The 15,361-nt window shown below is 58.6% G+C and carries 15 protein-coding genes, 1 tRNA gene, 2 pseudogenes and 1 other annotated feature; of the genes and pseudogenes, 5 read left to right on the top strand and 13 right to left on the bottom strand.

Annotation, left to right across the window (positions count from 1 at the left end):
- Nucleotides 1–123: 123 nt before the first annotated feature.
- From HD598_RS02135 to HD598_RS02125, 3 genes are read right to left on the bottom strand one after another with little or no spacing between them, the layout of a single operon-like run.
- Entirely contained in the window at nt 124–936 is an 813-nt protein-coding gene (locus HD598_RS02135; protein ID WP_033107437.1) for a TIGR02391 family protein, read from the bottom strand.
- A 7-nt stretch (nt 937–943) separates the two neighbouring features.
- On the bottom strand, nt 944–1,495 hold the full coding sequence (locus HD598_RS02130; RefSeq protein ID WP_183663487.1) for an ImmA/IrrE family metallo-endopeptidase: 552 nt from the start codon (nt 1,493–1,495) through the stop codon (nt 944–946).
- 3 nt (nt 1,496–1,498) lie between these two features.
- On the bottom strand, nt 1,499–1,867 hold the full coding sequence (locus HD598_RS02125; RefSeq protein ID WP_183663485.1) for a helix-turn-helix domain-containing protein: 369 nt from the start codon (nt 1,865–1,867) through the stop codon (nt 1,499–1,501).
- Between the two features lie 309 nt (nt 1,868–2,176).
- On the opposite strand from HD598_RS02125, the gene HD598_RS02120 reads away from it, so the two are divergent.
- From HD598_RS02120 to HD598_RS02110, 3 genes are read left to right on the top strand one after another with little or no spacing between them, the layout of a single operon-like run.
- Nucleotides 2,177–3,184, top strand: coding sequence for a nucleotidyltransferase domain-containing protein (locus HD598_RS02120; RefSeq protein ID WP_183663483.1), 1,008 nt, complete (start codon nt 2,177–2,179; stop codon nt 3,182–3,184).
- Entirely contained in the window at nt 3,181–4,647 is a 1,467-nt protein-coding gene (locus tag HD598_RS02115; RefSeq protein ID WP_183663481.1) for a ThiF family adenylyltransferase, read from the top strand. The genes HD598_RS02120 and HD598_RS02115 overlap by 4 nt, the downstream gene beginning before the upstream one ends.
- Nucleotides 4,644–6,434, top strand: a complete 1,791-nt coding sequence (locus tag HD598_RS02110; RefSeq protein WP_183663479.1) for an SAVED domain-containing protein — start codon at nt 4,644–4,646, stop codon at nt 6,432–6,434. The genes HD598_RS02115 and HD598_RS02110 overlap by 4 nt, the downstream gene beginning before the upstream one ends.
- A gap of 73 nt (nt 6,435–6,507) precedes the next feature.
- Here the strand turns inward: HD598_RS02110 and HD598_RS13685 are convergent, their stop codons facing one another.
- The 3 genes and pseudogenes from HD598_RS13685 to HD598_RS02095 form a co-directional block, all read right to left on the bottom strand.
- Nucleotides 6,508–8,142 (bottom strand): LA2681 family HEPN domain-containing protein, encoded by a 1,635-nt coding sequence (locus tag HD598_RS13685; protein ID WP_183663477.1) that lies wholly within the window; start codon nt 8,140–8,142, stop codon nt 6,508–6,510.
- Between the two features lie 60 nt (nt 8,143–8,202).
- Nucleotides 8,203–8,385: pseudogene (locus HD598_RS02100) on the bottom strand (N-acetyltransferase family protein); the annotation flags it as partial.
- Nucleotides 8,386–8,420: 35 nt separating this feature from the next.
- Nucleotides 8,421–8,579 (bottom strand): annotated as a pseudogene (locus HD598_RS02095) (integrase core domain-containing protein); the annotation flags it as partial.
- Nucleotides 8,580–8,633: 54 nt separating this feature from the next.
- Here HD598_RS02095 and HD598_RS02090 point away from each other — a divergent pair.
- Nucleotides 8,634–10,022 carry an IS256 family transposase gene (locus HD598_RS02090; protein ID WP_183663474.1) on the top strand — a complete coding sequence of 463 codons (1,389 nt, stop codon included), beginning with the start codon at nt 8,634–8,636 and terminating at the stop codon, nt 10,020–10,022.
- Between the two features lie 13 nt (nt 10,023–10,035).
- On the opposite strand, the gene HD598_RS02085 is transcribed toward HD598_RS02090, so the two are convergent.
- The 5 genes from HD598_RS02085 to HD598_RS13285 form a co-directional block, all read right to left on the bottom strand.
- On the bottom strand, nt 10,036–10,869 hold the full coding sequence (locus tag HD598_RS02085) for an IS3 family transposase (protein ID WP_183663473.1): 834 nt from the start codon (nt 10,867–10,869) through the stop codon (nt 10,036–10,038).
- Nucleotides 10,780–10,914 (bottom strand) — a sequence feature (AL1L pseudoknot). It overlaps the preceding gene by 90 nt.
- Nucleotides 10,872–11,189: a transposase gene (locus tag HD598_RS02080; protein WP_071893850.1), complete on the bottom strand. Its 318-nt coding sequence runs from the start codon at nt 11,187–11,189 to the stop codon at nt 10,872–10,874. It overlaps the preceding feature by 43 nt.
- A gap of 233 nt (nt 11,190–11,422) precedes the next feature.
- Nucleotides 11,423–12,711 (bottom strand): IS3 family transposase gene (locus tag HD598_RS02075; protein WP_183663472.1). Its coding sequence is split into 2 segments (ribosomal slippage): nt 11,423–12,438 and nt 12,438–12,711, totalling 1,290 coding nucleotides; the frame shifts between segments, so codons are not numbered across the junction.
- Nucleotides 12,712–12,880: 169 nt separating this feature from the next.
- On the bottom strand, nt 12,881–13,108 hold the full coding sequence (locus HD598_RS13290) for an IS3 family transposase (protein ID WP_221244573.1): 228 nt from the start codon (nt 13,106–13,108) through the stop codon (nt 12,881–12,883).
- A gap of 133 nt (nt 13,109–13,241) precedes the next feature.
- Nucleotides 13,242–14,117: an IS3 family transposase gene (locus tag HD598_RS13285; RefSeq protein ID WP_221244572.1), complete on the bottom strand. Its 876-nt coding sequence runs from the start codon at nt 14,115–14,117 to the stop codon at nt 13,242–13,244.
- 26 nt (nt 14,118–14,143) lie between these two features.
- On the opposite strand from HD598_RS13285, the gene HD598_RS13280 reads away from it, so the two are divergent.
- Complete coding sequence (locus HD598_RS13280) at nt 14,144–14,317, top strand: hypothetical protein (RefSeq protein WP_221244571.1); 174 nt, start codon at nt 14,144–14,146, stop codon at nt 14,315–14,317.
- 89 nt (nt 14,318–14,406) lie between these two features.
- Here the strand turns inward: HD598_RS13280 and HD598_RS02065 are convergent.
- Nucleotides 14,407–14,480: transfer RNA gene (locus tag HD598_RS02065), tRNA-Pro, on the bottom strand.
- A gap of 183 nt (nt 14,481–14,663) precedes the next feature.
- Nucleotides 14,664–15,329 carry a TetR/AcrR family transcriptional regulator gene (locus HD598_RS02060; RefSeq protein ID WP_183663471.1) on the bottom strand — a complete coding sequence of 222 codons (666 nt, stop codon included), beginning with the start codon at nt 15,327–15,329 and terminating at the stop codon, nt 14,664–14,666.
- Nucleotides 15,330–15,361 lie beyond the last annotated feature (32 nt).

Below are 15,361 nucleotides of genomic sequence, written 5' to 3'. Positions count from 1 at the left end.
CTCGGGTGGCGGGGAATCGACTACTGATCGATAGCCCAGCAACGACAACCCCACCTACAGCTAGCGACGCACCCGCGCTCGCGATCCGCGCTGTTAGGTCGACTGAAATAGCTCCAGCAATGCTTAGGTTCCCTCACCGTTCCGTGAGGTCGCTGTGTCCAGCCGACGATGGATCATGGACAGCGTTCCCAGAACGTCAAGTGCGTCCAGCTCGCTCATCGTCCAGTACAGCTTGGGCTCGTGAGCCACGGGGTTCCGGAAGGCGCTGAACAGACCTTTCGCGAGGTTGGCTATGCCGAGTTGCTCGTCCCGTTCGGTTCGGGTTAGCCCTTCGTTGATCCGGAGTAATGGGCTTGAGCCGGCCATCGACTTCTCGATGAGGCCGTATCCATCGGCATCAACACCGGTCTGAGAACGAATTCGTGCCCCCAGACCCTTGATGGCCTCAAAGACCACTTCGTAGTAATCCTTGCGGAGGAGATCTTCGCGGCAGTACGCAAGCACTTCAGCATGTGCTCCGCGTTGTTCGAGAATCTTGTAGAGCCGCTCAGAGCGAGCCAGCGCCTCAGTGTCAGTAGACGCCCTCTTTGCCGTCGCTACTCGTCCGTCAGCGAGCACTTTGAGGCTCACCAGCGATAGCACCTGATTGAGTTCATCGCGTGCGATGTCTGCGCGGGACTTGCGATCGAGTGTGCGTTCCGGCCGCATTGCCGCCCGCACGAGAGCTACCAGCGCATTCCCATTACCGATCTTTGCTTGGTTGCTGGAGACAGCGTGGGCGAGTCGACGCCATTTGGTGTGTCCTTCGCCCGGGTCAGAGCGAAGCGGCACCTCGGCGATGATGCGTGTGAGTTCGGTGCCGCTGTAAAGGTCACCGACGATCTTGGCGACACCCTCAATAGTCCCGAGGGGAAAGGCGCTGATCGAGTTGGTCATGTGTGGTTCACGCCCATTTGGCACGAGCCCTTTGCATGACTTTGCGCGCTCCGCTGTGGTTCATTCGCCAGCGGGCAACCGCAAGACTCACGTCGAACACCTGAGCTGCACGCTCATCTGTGGCGTTGGCTCGGGCCAGCCGGAAGGCGCCGTCGTGGGGAATGAGCATCTCGCCAGAGAGCCAGTCGGCTTCCTCCTCCTGCTGGCCGCCGAGCCCGCACTTCCGTTCGTCGGACAGCGAGACACCAAATGAGTGCTCAAGAACAACGTGTGCAAGTTCGTGACACATTGTGGTCCGCCTCCGTGTGAGCGGTTGCGCATCGTTCTCCAGAATCACAGCTCCTGTGCCGTCTGGGATCAACGCGCCTGACAGCGCGCTCCCCTGTTCTTTCAGGAAATGCTCGCGGGCTGCTCCGTCGAGTTCGCTGAGTCGAACGACAGCGATTCCGTACTCCAACGCGAAGGCATACGGGTCGAAGGGCGCGTGCGCGCCGAGGCCTATTTCAGTCCGAAGCTCCAGTGCAAGGCGCTTCGCCTCGGTCTTGAATCCGCGACGCACAGATCATCCCTTCGCCCGAGCGCGTTCAACGGTGAGACCGATTACTTGCTGGAGGTAGTTGATATCCGTCTCGCTTAGATCCTTGCGGGCCCGGAGAAGGGGCGCGAGCTGCGCCATGAGATCCGGTTCACGCGCGTCGTCGGCATTGCTCTCGCCATCGCGCTCAAAGAAACTCTCGGCAGGGAGCCTGAGCCACGCAATGATCGTCGCGAACCCGTCGGTGTCAGGTTTCAGTCCGTTGCCGAGCCTTGAGAGCAGCGACGGGCTCACACCAATCTCACCCGCCAGCGTTCGCCACGAGAGCTGGCGTTCCTGGCGGGCAGCATCGAGCGCCGAGTAGAGCGCGGCCGTGTTGATCGTTGTTTTGGCCATGCTTGAGTGTCTCACATCTACAACGCCGAGTCACTCTCGACACGACTGTGTTAGAATTGAAACACGGAATCGAGTTTGGAACGCAAGGGAGGTGAGAGCAATGGCGGGTAAGCGAGGGCGTAGCGCCATCACCGGGCGCTTTGTGAAGCAGTCAACCGTGAAGAGTCACCCCAAGACGACGACCAACGAGAGCACTGGCAAGAGCGGCAAGAAGAAGTAGACCCACGTTCCGAGTCTTCCTCACGCTGTCGGTGGCGTGAGGAAGACTCGGAACACCCGACCCCCCTACAACCCGAATCGGAGGAGCCGATGGCTCACCTCAAACAGCAGTTCAAAGATGCGCTGAGTTCCATCGAGCCCAGCGATGACAAGACCAACGCGCCAGAAGCGCATCGACTGGTCCGCGATGCCCTCGAGGCGGACGCCAAGCTCACCGAGTACGGCGTCTCCCCCGTGTTAATCGGTTCATACAAGCGCAACGTGTCGATCAAACGCATCAAAGATGTCGACGTATTCGTGCGCCTCCCTGACATGCCGAGCGACGTCACATCGAAGGACATCCTCGATAAGTTCTTTGCCGTGTTGCACGCGGAATTCGGCACTGACTCCGACGGGCACCGACGCACCAAGCGTCAGGACCGCAGCCTCCAGGTCTCCTTCCCCGAGTACGACCTTTACGTGGACGCCGTCCCGGCCCGTCCCCATTGGGACGGAGAGACATGGGAGATCCCACAGAAGGGTGACGAAAACGAGTGGGTTCGCACAAACCCCGAGGGCCTTACTTCACTGTCCAGCGAGATGAACGCGGCTCACGATGGCTACTACGTGCCTACGGTCAAGTTGCTCCGTCAGACCCGGCGGGCCCAACTCGGCAAGAAGAAGCCCGGGGGCTTCTTCTTCGAACTGGCGACCTACCAGGCCTTCGCCTCGGGCGCCGTGTCAGGGAGTGACCAAGCGGAATACTATGTGTCAGCACTCACTAAGGTAAGCAAGATCCTCGAGAACTTCGTGACATACGGGATCGGCGTGAACGACCCCACCCTGGCTGGTGCGACGATTCACATACGTGCCTCGGACGAGGAACTTGAAGCGGCGCGAACTCGATTCGCGGATGCAGCCATCTCGGCAGATGATGCCCTGGCACAGGAGGATGAGGGCAAGGCGGCGCTCGCCTTCCAAAAACTCCTTGGCAAGAACGGCGACGACAAGACGGTGTTCCCGATGCCGCCCGGCTTCAACGAAGACGGCAGCAAGCGCGCGTCCGCAATCCTTGCTGGCGCCCGGGTGGTGCCCGCCGGCACAAGGACTTTCGGGTGAGCCTGACCGAGTACGACGACTACGTCGCCTACTCGCGGCAACACTTTGAAGAAGGTCTCATCCGTGGCGGCTTCACCGAAAGCGACGCCGGATGGCGGGGACCCATCTCGCACTCCGGCAGAGCTACGGAAGTGCTCATCACGCTACGATCGCGGTTCCCGTTCCAGCCGCCACGTGTCGTCCCCACTGAGCTCGATCTTGTGCCCTGGTCCTGGCACCGAGAACTCAACGGCTCACTGTGCCTGATCGCCGAGGACGATCATGACGGACTCTGGTGGACCGAAGCCAGCGAGTTCGTCGAGCACATCACCGCTTGGTTCGAGCAAGCAGACGCCGGTTGGCCAGACGATCGTCCCGATCTCGACCTCGACCGGTACTTCGACCCGTCCGAGGACGCTCGTGTCTACCTCTACGACGATCTCGCCCAGCACCGAAACGGCTTTGTGCGTTTCCGTCCCGCGAAGAACGACGTCATGCGAATCGGAACAGGCACGCGACCAGCGAAGGCCTCGAAGCACAGCAAAGACCGGTTCGGATACGTTGCCGACCTTGGCGAGGTGGCCGCTCCTCCCCGAACGTGGGAAGACATTTCAGCGCTGATCGATCCCGCAGTGGATCTGGATCGCCGGATTCGCGACCACGCAGTGGCAGTCCTCGTTCTCATCTATCGACGTGGTGCTCACGACGGCGCGATCGCTCTGGACGTCTGGCCGACGACCGCCGGCGGGATCGCCGTCAGACGCCTGCGTTCAGGAGCAGATACCAACGCAGCCAGAGAAGCTCGAGCCGGCATCCTGGCCCCCGCGCTCCGCGATCACCGTGTCGCCATCGTTGGTGTCGGAGCACTGGGCTCCTTCGTGGCAGACACGCTCGTGCGATCCGGTGTCCGCCATCTCACCCTCGTTGATACAGACGTCGTAATGCCGGGCAACCTCGTTCGCCATCTCGTTGGCCCCGAAGCCGTCGGGCTGACAAAGGGCAAAGCAGTAAAAGATCACCTTGTGGCTCGCGCCGACATCCAAGGTTCCGACATCCAAGTCATTGATGACAACATCAGTTCCGGCGACGCCGCCGTCGAGCTTCTCCAGAATCACGACCTTGTTGTCAATGCGACTGCTGACTTCGCGACGACGGCACTCCTCCATGTCGCGGCCAAATCGCTTGGAGCACGAGTTCTCTCGGCCGCGTTTCAGAACGATGGTGCCACTTACCGCATCGACGTGTTGCCGCCACTCGACGGCGCCACTCCTCACCCGCCCTCGGCGCTCAATGCTGAACGATCCACAGCGGAAGTGTTCGAAGCCGGATGCGGGAGCCCAATCTCGCCAACTCCGCCGTACGCGGTGATTGAAGCGGCTGCAGTGACAGTACGACACGCGCTCGGACTACTGACAAACAGCCCGCTCCACCCGGCGGGAGAGGTGCGAACCATCGCAACAAGCCCACAAGGAGATGAACTGTGACACGCTCGCCTGCCCGCATCGATTTGAGCGACGATGCTCACGAGACGATCGCCTCCAAGAGTGCAGAGCAGCTTCCACTCGAAACAGGCGGGGTCCTTCTCGGCTACCGGGAGGGACGCAACATCGTTGTTACCCACGCACTGACTATCGACGGGCAGGCCGGCACCAATCGCTACGTTCGAGACGACGTCCGAGCGAACGAGCTCCTTGAAGAATTCCTCGCCGGACGAGCAGATGACGACCCGACAGGGTACGTCGGCGAATGGCACAGCCATCCCACCCCCTCGGGGCCAAGTCCCACGGACGTCGCCGCCATGCGTGCAATCGCGAGAAGCATCGCTGACCCAGTAGCGCTGCTCGTCTATGCACCAGGCCGAACAAACCCGTTCATCGGACTGATCACCCAACGGCATCGGTTGGGTCGCATCACCAGCACCAGAGCGGAAGTTTCCTTCCCATCGTCGAGGTTCACACCCTTAGGCCCCTTGCCCGATGGAGCCGTGCGCGGAGACGGCCCGGTCTTCATCTCGTACCGACAGTCAGACGGAACTCCCCATGCCGAATCTATCGAGGGCCTCCTGAGAGCCGCGGGGCTCGTCGTGTGGAGAGATAACAGCGATCTGCGAGCCGGGACGACTATCGACCGGCTCGAACAGGCCCTCACCAAAGGACTCTCCGCTGGTGTTCTCGTCGTGACCCCGGAGATCGTCTACAGCGAAATCGTTCGCGAACGCGAGTTGCCTCGCCTACTCGAACTCGACAACGATTCGGCATTCAGCCTGTGTATCGCAAATGCGATTCCTCGGGCTGGGGACGGATCGAAGTGCGACTACGGCGGACCTGACCGCCTCCTACGGCTCTCACCCGCGCGAACGCTCGCAGACAAGAAGCAGAGCAACATGCTGGCTCCGACCGGTGAAGTAGAAATCGTGCGTGATCTACTCATGCACCGGGTCGAGCAGCGACGACCTAAAATCCGAGAGGAGGGGCGGCCGTTCACCATCCGAGTCCAGACGCGCCCCACACCGTTTGCCCTCGAAGCCGACGAAGACGACCTTCATATCCGTATAAGGTCGTCCGACAACGGGCGCCTGCCCTCCGGCGAGGGTCTCGAGAATCTCAAGACGACTCTTCCTCTTACCGGAGACGCCGTGTACGCCTCTGGCGCGAAAACTGCACGGATCTCCGGCGGGGCACACCTCTCGGTTGCCCTTGCTATCGGAGCAGCCCTCCCTGAAACCAAGATCGGCAACGTCGAGGTGCTCGATGCTCGCGATCAGATCTGGACGTCTGTCACCCCCGAAGACGATCCGATGATCACACAAGTCCACAGCAGGCGTCTCACTCTTGCAGGGCCACGAACACCGAAGGTCCAAGATCGTGCCGCGATCTTCATCAGTCTGACGCCCGCCCCCGACGAGACAGCGTTTGAACGACTCTTGCATGATTCAACCGAACCGTTCGCGACAGCGGCCGTGATCTCAATTACCGGATCAGATCGGATCGATTCTAGAGAGTCAGGACGGCTCAGCGCTGCCATCGCGCGCCTGATAAAGCAACTAGCCGCAACCAACGGACGTGCCGAGGTGCATCTTGCATTCCACGGCCCCTATCCGATGGCCATCCTGATCGGGCGCTATCTCAACACCTTGCGCACAGTGGTCTACGAATGGGAGAACAGCCACACGAGTGATTCCCTCTATTCGCCGGCCCTGATCCTCGAACCTGGCACCGCCGGAGGACCAATCACGGACGTACTCGTTCGAGGAGGACAGGGCGAGTCTTGATACTTGAAGCTTGGCTCCCAGCAGGATTGGCGCAGGCGGCGTCGTCAACTGCTGACAGCGACTACCACGTCGATCACGGTGATGGTTCAGTGGAATCTTGCGCATCGGTTGGCGAGTTTTGATCTGGATCGTCGGGAAGTTGCATGTACTCGAAGGAGGGGTACGGAGCGTACGTACCGGGATGATCGTCAGGGTGATTCCAACTCGCGACCAGATCGACGAGGTAGAGGTACGCGGATCGTGTTACTTGAAGAGCAAGGATCGTGGAGTCGACCAGTTCGAAGAGATCAACCCGGCTGCGGGCATCAATCGTCACGCCAGTTGCCTCCAAGTAGGCGGCATGCACGATTCGATGGGTTCCGGCATTGCGTAACGCCTGCGACGGGCCGTACATGCCGTCACCTTCCATGTCATAGGCAAGCTCAGAAAGCGCGTACGGGGGCAAAGAACGCTGAGGACTCTTCACCAGCTCTGGTCGAACCTGGCCATCTTTTTCGGCCCAGAACTTCCGGAATGAGATTCTTTTGGCTTCGTCTCCCGTGTCGAAGTGCTCGTTTGCGACAACGGCTGTCTTGTCGAGGACGTCGAGGGCGGATCGTTGCGCGAGGAACAGTTTCGAGTACTGAAGTCCGTAGAGCGAATAGTCGAGCGTCTCTACGTAGTAGCCGGAATCGTCCGACTTCTGTTCTGGACCTTCGGCGACTTGCACATAACCGTCATACGCAAGTTGGCGGGAGACAAGAAAGTCGGATTTCAGGACGTTCATCTCCGCCAGAATCGGCGGTGACATTTCGTCCACGGAGCCGCCAAAGAGCATCTCGATCGCGGCGCTATCCCAGTGCGCATCATCGGTCCCGAGTCCTTCGACCGCCGGTGACAAGGCGAGCCGGTATGCCGCGACCCACTTGCGGTACTCGTCGTCGGGGTCTTCCAACCCGTGTGCCAGGTGTCCCGGGCTTTCGGTCGGTTCGAGCCCGTCCCATCTATCGGCTATGTCGGCCCCTGCGAAGCTGATTGTGCCGTCGCGAAGGGATTGCGCCATCTTCGCGTACTTGTCATAGACCGCGGCGATGTGGCCGGTCTGCCCAACTCCCGACTGGATACGGTTCATCAGCAGTTGGGCCAAGTTGCCTGCGGCGTTACCGTTCGATGGGTCGGCTTCGAGTGCATGCAGGTAGAAGTCGTAGGCCTCGGCCCATCGACCGGAGTAGTCGAGACTGTTCGCCAGATTGCAGAACGCAGCCGACCGAGTGTGCGGGTCTGCATTCGTGGCTGATCCGACGGTAAGGAACATGCGCCTCGCCTGCCGCAGCTCTACCCGATTTGCCCGACGATTCTCCACGAGTTCCGACGCTCGATCCTCCCAACTGCCCGCAGTGGGCAATCCGAGGTCGCAAACGCTGACGATTGCGTTCGCGACGTTGTATATGCATTGGAAGTGCAGCGGTTGCTCTGATGTCGTGTCGCTCTGCGCGCTCATAGCGAGGTCTCGGCCTTTAGCGAGAAGCGCGATGTCGGCAAGGTCGACCCCCGCGTTGATGATCAGCGACGAACACACAAATCGGAGCGCAGACTTCTCATGCACTCCAAGATCAGAATTATCGATCTCCCCCGCGACCGTCAAGACTTCCTGCGCAGCAACAGCTCGATCCGCAGCTTGCTCAAAGCAAATGAGAAGTTGTCGGTACCAATCCTCATACGTTGCCACAGCACTCCCCTCATAGATCTATCGTTCGATATCGCAACGGCGAAACTTGATTGACCTCGGCTACTCGGTTGTTGCCCGGCGTTCAACAAGGATGGTGTCGCGCCAGCAGCCGGCCCACGGTCCGTAGCTCATGCGAGCGATGCGCTCACGTCGCCCGACCGTGCGGAAGCCGCATTTTTCATGCAGTGCCAAGCTCGCCGAGTTTTCGGGGAAGATGCTCGACTGGATCGTCCAGATACCGGCCGTGAACCGTACTGGGTTTGATAGACAGTTTGTGTTCACGCACTGAGGGTTCCAGCCGTGGTTTGTTGGTGGTAATTGGTTTCGAATTCCGTGGGAGTTTGATACCCGATACCTGAATGGATGCGCTGGGTGTTGAACCAGTGCACCCACTGCGCAGTGCTGGTTTCGACTTCTTGCACAGAGGACCTGTCAGATGGATTGTGTAAGACCTCTAGTCAATTGATAGGAAAAGATTAGGAAAACACGATATGACTATCCAGAAAGACCAGGCCGAACAGAGCATGGAAAACGCTTCCGATGTTGCCGAGAAAATCGCTGCCCTTGGCTCCATGGATGCCGTCAAGGACTCTGGCGCGTTCGATGAGCTGATGGGCTTTATTGATCGTGGCGAAATCCAGCTCGACGGCACAGACGGGTTTATTCAACAGATCATCCGTGCCGGTTTGGAACGTGGTCTGAAGTCCGAGCTGAGCAGTCACCTTGGCTACGAACAAGGCGAAGCCCACGGACGGTACGCGTCGAACTCCCGTAACGGTTCGTACCCGAAGACCGTGTCCACGGTGGCCGGGGATATCGAGTTACAGATCCCACGGGACCGGGCCGGCACCTTTGTCCCGACTTTGGTGCCGAAAGGTTCACGCCGCACCGGTGGGTTGGACGAGATGATTATTTCTCTGTATGCCGGGGGCATGACGGTGCGGGATATCTCCTACCACCTGGAAACCACTATTGGCACTGAGCTGTCCCATGACACGATCAGTAAGATCACCGACGAAGTCCTGGAAGAAGTCTCGATCTGGCAGGAACGGCCGCTCGAAGAGTTCTATCCGATCCTGTACCTGGACGCGATTGTCATCAAGGTCCGTACCGGGCATCAGGTGCGTAACAAGGCTGCGCATCTGGCTATCGGCGTCACCGTGGAAGGTGTCAAGCAGGTGCTGGGTATCTGGGTCACGGAGAACGAGGGCGCGAAGTTTTGGGCGCAAGTTTGCGCGCAGTTGGCCAACCGTGGGGTCAAAGACATCCTGATTGCCTGCTGTGATGGGTTGACCGGTTTCCCCGAGGCCATCGAAGCGACGTGGGCGCGGGGGACGGTGCAGACCTGCGTGGTGCACCTGATTCGGGCGGCGAACCGGTTCGTGTCCTACACCGACCGCCGCACGATCAGTACCCAGCTCAAGAGCATTTACACGGCGCCGAGCATCGAAGCCGCGGCGAAAGCATTGGACGAATTCGCGGCCTCCGAGCTGGGGCAGAAATACCCGTCGGCCGTGGCGACGTGGCGCAATGCGTGGGATCGGTTCACCCCGTTCCTAGAATTCCCTCCGCAGTTGCGCAAGGTCATTTACACGACGAATGCGATTGAGTCGATGAACTACCAGCTGCGTAAAGTCACCAAGTCCCGAGGGCATTTCCCCTCGGATACGGCCGCGGTGAAAATGCTCTGGCTCGCGATCTGCAACATCGAAGACAAGCGCGCCCGGGAGCGGTTCAAGGAGGCGCAGAAGAAGGGCCGAACCACAAGACCAGGGACGAGGTCCCACCTCGTGGAAGGAGCCGGAACCGACGGCTGGAACCAAGCACTGCAACAACTAGCGATGGCCTACCCCGAACGTATCGAACCGTATGTGAACTGATTGTTACGAAGCCCTAAATAACGGACATGACTAGGGGCTTACACAAACAAACTGACACGCTCTGCACAGAGCCCCACACTTTCCGCTTCATCGCGTGAATGAGTTCAGTCTTATACAAACCGATCGCCGATTCCATCAACGCGTTATCCAACGCGTCACCCACCGTCCCGATAGAACCCCGCACACCCGCATGTGACAAGGCATCTTTGAGTTCCGAGGACGTGTATTGAGTGCCGGCGTCTGAATGATGAATCAGCATTTTCACGCTGAAACGCTGCCCACTAAGCCGTCGAACCATGAGTGCATGATTCAACGCACTCGTCACCAACGAGGTACGCCGAGACGTATCCACGTTCCATCCCAGAATCCTGCGGGAGGCCACATCGGTAATGAACGCGACATACACAAACCCTGACGGGACACGCACATAAGTGAAATCAGCCACCCATACCGTGTTCAAATCCGTGACGTCCCACCCGCGTTTGACCAGATCAGGGAACCGGTGCGCGCTCCGATCGGAAACCGTGGTCACCGGCTTCTTGCCCCGAACGACCCCGTGAACACCGGCCAGTCGCATCAACCGTGCCACGTGATCACGTCCCACAACATGGCCTTCACGCTTGAGTGCATGCCACATTTTTACAATCCCATACACCCCGTAATGACGCTCATGCAGCTGCCTCACGACCGGCACAAGCTCACTATCACGTCGTGTTCTGGCGCTTATTGGTCGGGATTTGAAAGCGTAATACGTGCTCGGGGCGATCTTCACACCCGCATGACGCGTGAGCACCGTGCAGATCGGCTTGACCCCGTAGCGGTCCCGAAACTGATCAATGAATTTCACGATCAACCTCGTGGGCGGTCGAGCTCCGCCGCGAAAAAAGACGCGGCCGAACGCAAGATCTCGTTCGCCCGCTTCGCTTCCGCGAGCTCGCGCTTCAACCTACGATTCTCGCTCGCCAAATCCACACTCACAGCCCCTGCCAAACCAGGAGTTGATTGTCGATTCCATGTCCGCAACGTGTCATACGGCATCCCCACCACGCCAGCAACCTGACGAATCGACGCCGTAAGAGACTCTTCCTGATACTCCGAGCGCCGTTCCTGCAACAATCGGACCGCGCGCTCCCGAAACGCTGTGTCGTACTTCACTCCACTGGGCATAACTCATTCTCCAATCAATCATGAGTGTCTACCAAACCCAGTACGGTTCAAGGACTACCGCCAGAACACGCCAAACGAGCAGTGGAATGGTTCCTCTACCTGAACAGCGAGAACCCTTTACCGCCACACCAACTCATCCGACCCGAGCACTACAACCCACCCCCACAACACGCACGAACCCACGAAATCATCGGCCCCAAAGAACTTGAACTGTCCCAGGTTTAATGCCGCTGTTATGCGGGGAGCGGCTCTGGGGTGAGGGCCGCGTAATAGGTCGCCTCGAACTCGTCGGGGCTGACCATTCCAAGGCTACCGTGAAGCCTTCGGTTGTTATACCAGTCGACCCATCCAGCGGTCGCGAACTCGACGTCCGCGATCGTCTTGTAAGGGCCGTCGTGGAAGATCGTCGTGCGCACACACTCGGCCTTGTAGAGCCCGTTAACCGTCTCCATCAGCGCATTGTCATACGCATCACCCACCGACCCAATCGATGCGGCGATACCCTCCAACGCGAGATGCTCGGTGAGCATCACAGACGTATATTGAGATCCCGCATCTGAGTGATGCCGCAGCTGCCCAGGGCCGACTCGGTGGCCTTGCCGGTCACGTTCCCACAACGCCATGCGCAACGGGATCATGACCAGGTCGACATGCTTGGTGGTCTGGACATGCCAGGCCACGATGCGTTGCGAAAACACATCGAGGATGAACGCAACATATACCCAGCCCGTCCAGGTGCGGACGTAGGTGAAATCAGTGACCCACGTGTGATCAGGCCGCGGGGCAGTGAAGTCCCGGTTCAACAGGTCCCCGGCACGGATCCCGTCCTTCGCACGGATCGTCGTACGGATCGCTTTCGATCTCGTGACGCCCGAGAGTCCCAACGCCCGCATGGCGCGGTCGACTGCACCGCGGGAGACGTCTGGCAAGGCGGTACGGCGGATTAGCGCGGTCATCTTCTTCCGCCCGTACAACCCCTCCGGAGTCATCCGACGCCGTTGCGTGCCTGTCTGGTCGACGACGGTCTTCCAGGCGGCGTCACGGACCGCGTCCACGACCATCGCGTCGGTCACCGTACGAGCCGAGATCCGGGGGCGTTTCCACGCACGGTAGGTGCGTGCCGCGATCTTCACGCCCTGCTCACGCAGGACGCGTACGATCGACTCGACGGCGAAGCCCTCCGAACGCATTTGGTCGATGAAGCCCATCATCAGCGGTTGCGGGGGTCGAGTTCCCCCGCGAAGAAAGTCGTTGCCGCGCGCAGGATCGCTACGTCCTCACGGAGCTGACGGTTCTCGGCTTTGAGCCGCTTGATCTCAGCGTGCTCTTCGCTGGTCTGACCTTCCCGGGCACCGACATCGATCTCGGCTTGGATGACCCACCGGCGCAGCGACTCAGCCCCTACACCTTCTTGACGGGCAACGGCTGCGATCGCCTTCGCGTTCGATGGGTATTCCGCTCGGTGCTCAAGCACCAGCCTGACCGCTCGTTCGCGGACCTGGGCATCAATCTTCTTCGGCATGAAGCCATCCTCTCAACTCGAAAAGATACGGCATCAAACCTGGGACGGTTCAACTCGACACCGGCCTGGACGAAAACGAAGGACTCTGGCACCGAAAAGGATGGGCCGGACGCGCCTCCTAAAAGACACGCCCGACCCAGACACACATTTAAGGGGGTGCGGACTCTTTTTAGGAGTATTTCATCTTTTGTTCGGTCAAACGGCGGTAGGTTGCTATGCTTCGGCCGCCGAGGGACGTTTTGATTCTGTCATTGTTGTAGAACTTGATGTAGTCATTGACTGCTTTCTCGATTTCGGCCACGTTTTCCCACGGCCGGTGATAGAACATCTCGTTCTTGAGTCTGCCGAAGAATCCCTCGCAGGCCGAGTTATCCGGGGAGCACCCCTTCTTCGACATGGATCTGACCAATTTGGCTTCGCGAGCCAGAGCGATCCAACTATTCGAACGGTAATGAGTTCCTCTATCAGAGTGAATCACTCGGCGACGTTGAGTGGTTGGGAAAAGTTCGAGCGCATCTTTGAGCGAGTCATCAGCAAGCGCGGTGGTGGGGGTGGCGTCCGGTACGCCATCCCACCACCATCCCGTCATAACAATCGATGATCGCCGACAAGTAGAGCTTGCCGTTGTTAGCCGAGAATTCGGTGATGTCTGTCAACCACAATTCGCCAGGTTGATCTGCATGAAAATCGCGTTTGACAATGTTGCGCGGGGCTGGACTGATCTCACCCTCGTAACTGGAATAGCGTCGTTTACGCCGCGATGTTCGAACTTCTATCGCTTCCTCGATCATCAATCGTCTTATGACCTTTTCGCTGACGCGGATCCCTTCGTGGCGCAAGGCCCACCACATGCGGCGATACCCGTAGGTATACAGGCCGCGGCGGGCATGGTCATGCAGGCGTAACCTCAGCTCAGCGTAAGGCTGCGGCCCGTTCAAGACAGACTTTTGGTAGTAATAGCTAGAGCTACTCAACCCAAGATGTTCAAGCAGCATGAAGACTGGAAACTCGAGGCTCAGAGCGTCAACTACCTGGGTTTTCTGACGATTTGTCAGGCTTCCTGGCAGGACGCTCTCGTCTTTTTTTACCAAGGCCAACTCTTCAGCAAGCAAGGCCTTGTCCACTAATAGGTCGGCTGCGAGTCTGCGTAATTCAGCCGGATCATCAGGCAGTGATGCCTCCAGAGAAGCTCTCGTCGGAAACCCTTGAGCTTGTCTTCGCTCGCTCTTTGTCATCAATCCCCACTGACCGCCATTTTCACGAAAATTCTGAGCCCACTTGTAAACCAACATGCGGCTCGTCAGACTCAAACGAGTTGCGATTTCTTCCGGACGAAGACCTTCGCCTAGTAATTGGACTGCCTCTAACTTAACCGTCCAGGGATACGAACGCGGAGATTTCGACATTGTTTTCGCATTACGGACAGGCAGCAATGGCTCCCGCAACCACAAATGCAACGTCCAACGCCCCGGGTAACCAAGCCGGCGAACAGTTTTCACCACAGACCCAGTCCGACGGAAATCAGCCACCGCAGCCCGACGCTCTTGAAGAGAATAACGACGATTCACAAGTCAAAACCTTCCAGGAATACGTCCGCACCCCCTAATGTCCTATAACCCAGAAGGGGACCAGAAAAAACCGCCTCAGGAAACAACAAAACCCTGATGAAAATAGCTTCTCATCAGGGCTTCTCTGTCGGGCTGACAGGATTTGAACCTGCGACCCCCTGACCCCCAGTCAGGTGCGCTACCAAGCTGCGCCACAGCCCGTGGCATTCAATTTTCAGTTATTCGGGCCGTCCGGGAGGGGTAAACCCCTTAACCCCCAGTCAAGCGCGCTACCAAACTGCGCCATAGCCCGATGTCGGTTAGAAATTCTGCAATTCCTCGCCAAACAACCTGATAATACTATCCAAAGAGCGCTGACTTCGCGAATTGGCGCGCGCCTAAGAACTACCGAGCTTCCATCAATTTCAGTACATCTTGAACGCTACTGATGTAGTGATCTACGGATTCACGGACTTGGAGCGCAACGCTCAATGGCATCCCCTGAATCATCCCGATGGTCGCGGGAACAATTGAACGTGCGCGAGCGTCCGCGGTGTCACTGTCGAGGCCGCGTTCGGATGACAAATAGTGGCGGTAGTAATTCACCAGATAGTCGCCGAGCTCCGTGAAAATGCTGCTGGCAAGTGACTTCAGAGTCTCGTTATGGATCGCCTCACCCCACACTTGGACGGCCATGTTTGGGTAGGAGCCACTGCTGAGGAGTTCGCGGAAGAGCGCGGGGATCAGTTGGGACGGCGGCGGCACAGGGGTCTGCTGTGATGAGCTTCCAATGACGGCTAGCTTGATATCCAGAACAGCACGGCCCACGTCTACTACAAGAGCTTCTTTGTTCTTGTAGTAGAGGTACACGGCCCCGGCGGAAAGCCCTGCCTCGGCAATGATGTCCGCCATGGAGACGGATGAGAAACCTTTTCGCGCCACGCAGGCGAAAGCGGCTTGTTGAATCCGCAAGCGCATGGCTGCTTTGTGTTCCTCGGTAACTTTAGGCATCCCCCAGCGTACAAGAACCAGAACATTCATTCTTGATTTGGATTCTTCTGTGATGCTCATAAAGAACGATCGTTCCTTTTTAGTATTTCCAG

Source organism: Neomicrococcus aestuarii (genome assembly GCF_014201135.1).
Lineage (GTDB): Bacteria > Actinomycetota > Actinomycetes > Actinomycetales > Micrococcaceae > Neomicrococcus > Neomicrococcus aestuarii.
Note: the sequence above shows the minus strand (reverse complement) of the source record. Positions and strands in the feature narration are given on the sequence as shown.

Bases quoted from the DNA above. Each gene is read 5' to 3' on its own strand.
- HD598_RS02135 (WP_033107437.1), bottom strand. From the start codon at position 936: ATGACCAACTCGATCAGCGCCTTTCCCCTCGGGACTATTGAGGGTGTC.
- HD598_RS02125 (WP_183663485.1), bottom strand. From the start codon at position 1,867: ATGGCCAAAACAACGATCAACACGGCCGCGCTCTACTCGGCGCTCGAT.
- HD598_RS02120 (WP_183663483.1), top strand. From the start codon at position 2,177: ATGGCTCACCTCAAACAGCAGTTCAAAGATGCGCTGAGTTCCATCGAG.
- HD598_RS02090 (WP_183663474.1), top strand. From the start codon at position 8,634: ATGACTATCCAGAAAGACCAGGCCGAACAGAGCATGGAAAACGCTTCC.
- HD598_RS02080 (WP_071893850.1), bottom strand. From the start codon at position 11,189: ATGCCCAGTGGAGTGAAGTACGACACAGCGTTTCGGGAGCGCGCGGTC.
- HD598_RS13290 (WP_221244573.1), bottom strand. From the start codon at position 13,108: ATGTCGAAGAAGGGGTGCTCCCCGGATAACTCGGCCTGCGAGGGATTC.
- HD598_RS13285 (WP_221244572.1), bottom strand. From the start codon at position 14,117: ATGTCGAAATCTCCGCGTTCGTATCCCTGGACGGTTAAGTTAGAGGCA.
- HD598_RS13280 (WP_221244571.1), top strand. From the start codon at position 14,144: ATGGCTCCCGCAACCACAAATGCAACGTCCAACGCCCCGGGTAACCAA.
- HD598_RS02060 (WP_183663471.1), bottom strand. From the start codon at position 15,329: ATGAGCATCACAGAAGAATCCAAATCAAGAATGAATGTTCTGGTTCTT.